At 67.2% G+C, this 4,729-nt stretch carries 4 protein-coding genes; all 4 read right to left on the reverse strand.

Features of this window, described 5'->3' with window-relative positions; translation table 11 throughout:
* Positions 1–225 (reverse strand): ATP-binding cassette domain-containing protein (locus ENJ19_09390; protein HHM05937.1); only part of this gene is annotated, 225 nt, incomplete at its 3' end.
* Positions 226–331: 106 nt separating this feature from the next.
* Positions 332–2,902, reverse strand: coding sequence for a DNA mismatch repair protein MutS (mutS, locus tag ENJ19_09395; GenBank protein HHM05938.1), 2,571 nt, complete (start codon positions 2,900–2,902; stop codon positions 332–334).
* A gap of 135 nt (positions 2,903–3,037) precedes the next feature.
* Positions 3,038–3,856 carry a sulfurtransferase gene (locus ENJ19_09400; GenBank protein HHM05939.1) on the reverse strand — a complete coding sequence of 273 codons (819 nt, stop codon included), beginning with the start codon at positions 3,854–3,856 and terminating at the stop codon, positions 3,038–3,040.
* 54 nt (positions 3,857–3,910) lie between these two features.
* A complete protein-coding gene (locus tag ENJ19_09405; GenBank protein ID HHM05940.1) occupies positions 3,911–4,705 on the reverse strand; it encodes an inositol monophosphatase in 795 nt (264 codons plus the stop codon).
* Between the last annotated feature and the right edge of the window lie 24 nt (positions 4,706–4,729).

Below are 4,729 nucleotides of genomic sequence, written 5' to 3' on the forward strand. Positions count from 1 at the left end.
CAGGGTAAAGCCGGGACGCGAGGCGATGCTGCCGTCCAGCACGATTTCGCCCTGGGTGACAGGTTCAAATCCGGCGATGGCACGCAGTACAGTGGTTTTGCCGCAGCCGCTGGAACCCAGCAGACAAGCGATGCAACCTTTGTTTACGTGCAGGCTGAAGTCCTGAATAACCGGCGTGGCGTCGTAGCGGCATTCGATGTTGTTGATGTTGAGCAGGGCTGTCATGGTGGGGGCTGGGCGGGAGAAAAAATCAACGATAGTGGCAAGAGCCGGATTTGTCCATGCCGGGGTGGTGAAGATGTTGTTTGGGCCCTCCGTGGTGACAAGGCGTTCATTCCACCAGCGTTTTCAGCCGGTACAGTGTTTCCAGCGCCTGCCGCGGGCTGAGGTTGTCCACGTCCAGGGTCTTCAGTTCGGTGACCGCCGGGTTGTCCGCCGGCGCAAACAGGGACATCTGCGGTTCAGGTGCGGCGGGCCTTGCGGCAGTCTCCGTCTCCAGGGTCGCCAGCCGCTGCCGGGCTGCGGCAATCACCGCTTGTGGCACCCCGGCCAGGGCCGCCACCTGCAGACCGTAACTCTGGTTGGCCGGCCCCGCTTTGACGGCGTGCAGAAACACGATTTTGTCGCCATGCTCCACCGCATCCAGGTGCACATTGACCACGCCCGGAAGCTGTTCGGCGAGGCCGGTGAGTTCGAAGTAATGGGTGGCGAACAGGGTCATGGCCCCGAGTTCCCGGGCCAGGTGTTCCGCCGCCGCCCAGGCCAGGGACAGGCCGTCGAAGGTGCTGGTGCCGCGGCCGATTTCGTCCATGAGCACCAGGCTGGCCGCGGTGGCGTTGTGGAGAATATTCGCCGTCTCCGTCATTTCCACCATGAAGGTGGAACGGCCCGAGGCCAGGTCGTCGCTCGCACCGATGCGGGTGAAAATCCGGTCCACCGGGCCCAGGGTGGCGGCCCGCGCGGGGACGAAGCAGCCCACATGTGCCAGCAGCACGATCAGCGCCGTTTGCCGCATGTAGGTTGATTTTCCGCCCATGTTCGGCCCAGTGATAATGAGCATGCGCCGCTCCGCGTCCAACTCCACGTCGTTGGGCACGAAGGGCGTTTCCAGGGTTTGTTCCACCACCAGGTGGCGGCCGCCCTGGATGTGGATGCCGGGCCGCTCGCTGAGTTCCGGCGCGCTGAGGTCCAGCGCCACCGCCCGCTCGGCAAACGTGGCGAGCACGTCCAGCTCCGCCAGCGCGGCGGCGCAGCGCTGCAAGTCCGGCAAGGGCTCCAGCAGGCTCTCCAGCAGGGCGTCGTAGAGCCCTTTCTCCCGGCCCAGGGCCCGCTCCCGGGCGCTCAGGACCTTGTCTTCGAAGCCTTTCAGTTCGGGCGTGACAAAACGCTCCGCGCCTTTCAAGGTCTGACGGCGGATGTAGTCGTCGGGCGCCTTGTCACTGTGAACCCGGCTGATTTCGATGTAGTAGCCGTGCACCCGGTTGTAGCTCACTTTTAAATTGGCGATGCCGGTGCGGGCCCGCTCGCGCGCCTCCAGATCGAGCAGATACTGGCCGGCGTTTTCGCTCAGGGCCCGCAGCTCGTCCAGTTCGGCGTCGAAGCCGGGGGCGATGACCCCGCCGTCGCGGATCAAAGCCGGCGGCTCGGCCACGATGGCGGAGGTCAGGGTGTGGTGCAGCGCGGGGAAGTGGCCGATGTCGAGTTTGAGTTGGGCGAGACGGGGGGAGTCCAGCGCCGCCAGCATCCCCTGCAACCCGGGCAGGGCGGCCAGGGTGTGGCGCAGTTTGACGAGGTCGCGGGGCCGGGCGGATTTCAGCGCCACCCGCGCCAGGATGCGTTCCATATCACCTGCGTTCCGCAAGACCTCGTGTAGCGATGTGTATGCCGCCCCGTCGATCAAGGTTGTCACGGCGTGCTGGCGCTGGCGCAGGGTGTCGCGGCAGCGCAGCGGCCGGTGCAGCCAGCGTTTCAGCAGGCGGCTGCCCATGGCGCTGGCGCAGCGGTCCAGCACGGCGGCCAGGGTGTGGGTGTTGGCGCCGCTCAATGATTCGTCGATTTCCAGATTGCGGCGGCTGGCGGCGTCGAGGATCACGGCCTCGTCGCGGCGGTCGATGCTGAGCCCCCTGACGTGGGGCAGGGCGGCGCGCTGGGTTTGGCGGGCGTAGTCCAGCAGGCAGCCCGCGGCGGGGATGATGAGCGAATCCGGCTCGCAGCCAAAGCCGGCCAGGTCGCGGGTGCCCAGTTGTCCGGTGAGGCTGCGCCGGGCGCTGTCCGGGTCAAAATGCCAGGGCGGCAGGCGGCGCAGGCCGCTTTGCCGGGGCGGGGCCGGGGCGTCTTCGCTCACCAGCAGTTCCGCCGGCCGCAGCCGGGCCAGTTCGTCGTCCAAAGCCGCCGCGTCGGTTTCCATGGCCCGCAGTTCGCCGCTGGCCAGGTTCAGCCAGGCCAGTCCCGCGCGCTCACCGGCCCGGTGCACGGCGGCCAGCAGGGTGTCGCGCTGTTCCTCCAGCAGGGCCTCGTCGGTGACCGTGCCCGGGGTGACCACCCGCACCACTTTGCGTTCCACCGGCCCCTTGGACCGGGCCGGGTCGCCGATTTGTTCGCACACGGCCACTGACACGCCGGCTTTGATCAGTTTGGCCAGGTAACTCTCGGCGGCATGGCAGGGCACCCCGGCCATGGGAACGGGCTCCCCGGCGGACTGACCGCGGGTGGTGAGGGTGATGTCCAGCAGCGCCGCGGCGCGGCGGGCGTCCTCGTAGAACAGCTCGTAGAAATCCCCCATGCGGTAGAACACCAGGTGGTCCGGGTGTTCGGCCTTGATGCGCAGATATTGCTGCATCAAGGGGGTGTGGGCGGTTTGCCCTGCTGCTTGCGCGGGCTTTTTTCTGGTGCTCGCGGTCATTTCCTGTGAATGTTTCGGTACGGTGCTTTCAAGGCAGGGTGGGCTGTGCCCGCCTTTTTCCCGGTGCAGGTGCCCTGTGCCGGGCGCGTCCCCCCCCTGCATCGCGCGGTTCCTCCTTTTTCACCGCACGCCTGCTCAATGTTCTATGGGGCTGTCGGGCAGATTGCCCCACTCGGACCAGGAGCCGGGATAGCCCTTGACGCGGGGATAAGCGAGGTAGTGGCGCAGGGCGTAGTACAGCAGGGCGGAGCGGCGGTGGGTCTGGCAGTAGACGATAACGAGTTTGTCCGGCGTCACCCCGGCGGCGGTGAGCCGGGCCAGCAGCGTATCGGCGGGTCTGAAGCGGCCGCCCCGGGCCGGGTCCAGCAGCGTTTTCCACTCGATGTTTACGGCGCCGGGAATGTGGCCGCCGCGGGCGGCGCGCAAGTCTTCGCCCCGGTATTCGGCGGGGCTGCGGGCGTCCACCAGTACCACGTCGGGGTCGTGCAGGCGGGCCAGGATGTCATCGCGGCTGGCGATGGGCGCCTTGTTCACCAGGGCATGGAAGACCGACCGTTGCGGGGACATTGCAGGCAGGGTGGTGAGCGGCCGTCCTTCAGCCTGCCAGGCCGCCCGGCCGCCGTTCAGCAGCGCGTGGTGGCTGTGCCCCAGCACGTCCAGGGTCCACAGGAAACGGCTGGCCTTGCGGCCCTGCTCATCGTCGCAGGCCACCACCTGGCTGTCGTGCCTGAGGCCCAGCCCGGCGCAGAGCGCGCTCAGCGCCGGCGGCTCCGGCAGCATGCCCCCGGCCCGGCCCTGGGTGCTGACGCAGCGGCTGTAATCCACCGGCAGTGCGCCGGGGATGTGCCCCTGCTGGTAGACCTCCCCGGCGGACAGATCCACCAGCACCAGGCCGGGCGCGCCCAGGCGCTGGTGCAGTTCGGCCGGCTCGATGAGGTGCGGCAAGGTGTCCATGGCTTATCCGCAGATGACGTTGAAACACGTTCGCATTGTACTGTGGGCGGAAGGCTAGTGCAGCTCCGTGGTGAGATGGGGGGCGATGGCTTTCAGCATGGCCTCGTACACCTTGGGCGAGCCAGCCACCAGGTGGCCGCTGTCCAGATAGCGTTCGCCACCGCGCAAATCGCCCACATAGCCGCCCGCTTCCTGAACCAACAGCACCCCCGCCGCCATGTCCCAGGGTTTGAGGCCGATTTCCCAGAAACCGTCCAGGCGGCCGGCGGCCACATAGGCCAGATCCAGCGCAGCGGAGCCGGCCCGGCGGATGCCGGCGGTTTGGGGCAGAAAGGTTTTGAACATGGCCAGGTAGGCGTCCAGATGGGACTGGTCGCGGAAGGGGAAGCCGGTGCCCAGCAGCGTGCCTTCCAGGGTGCGGGCCTTGGTTACCCGGATGCGCCGCCCGTCCCGTTGCGCGCTGGAACCCCGCAGCGCCGTGAACAGCTCCTGGCGCAGGGGATCGTAAATCACCCCCACTTCGATATTGCCCCGGTATTTCAGCGCAATGGACACAGCAAACTGGGGAAAGCCGTGGAGAAAATTGGTGGTGCCGTCCAGCGGGTCGATGATCCATTGATACTCGTCCCGGCCCCGGCTCCCGCTTTCCTCCGCCAAAATGGCGTGGCCGGGATAGGCCCGCTGCAGGGTTTCCACGATGATCCGCTCCGCCTTGATATCGATTTCCGAGACGAAATCATTGGGCGCTTTGGTGTCCACTTTCAGCGTGTCGAGCCGGTCCACGGCGCGGGCGATCAGGGCGCCTGCTTTGCGGGCGGCGGTAACGGCGGTGTTGAGCAAGGGACGCATGGGGCGTTGGGGCCTGTTGTCTGG

It is taken from the genome of Gammaproteobacteria bacterium, from assembly GCA_011375345.1.
In the GTDB taxonomy this organism is placed as follows: Bacteria; Pseudomonadota; Gammaproteobacteria; order DRLM01; family DRLM01; genus DRLM01.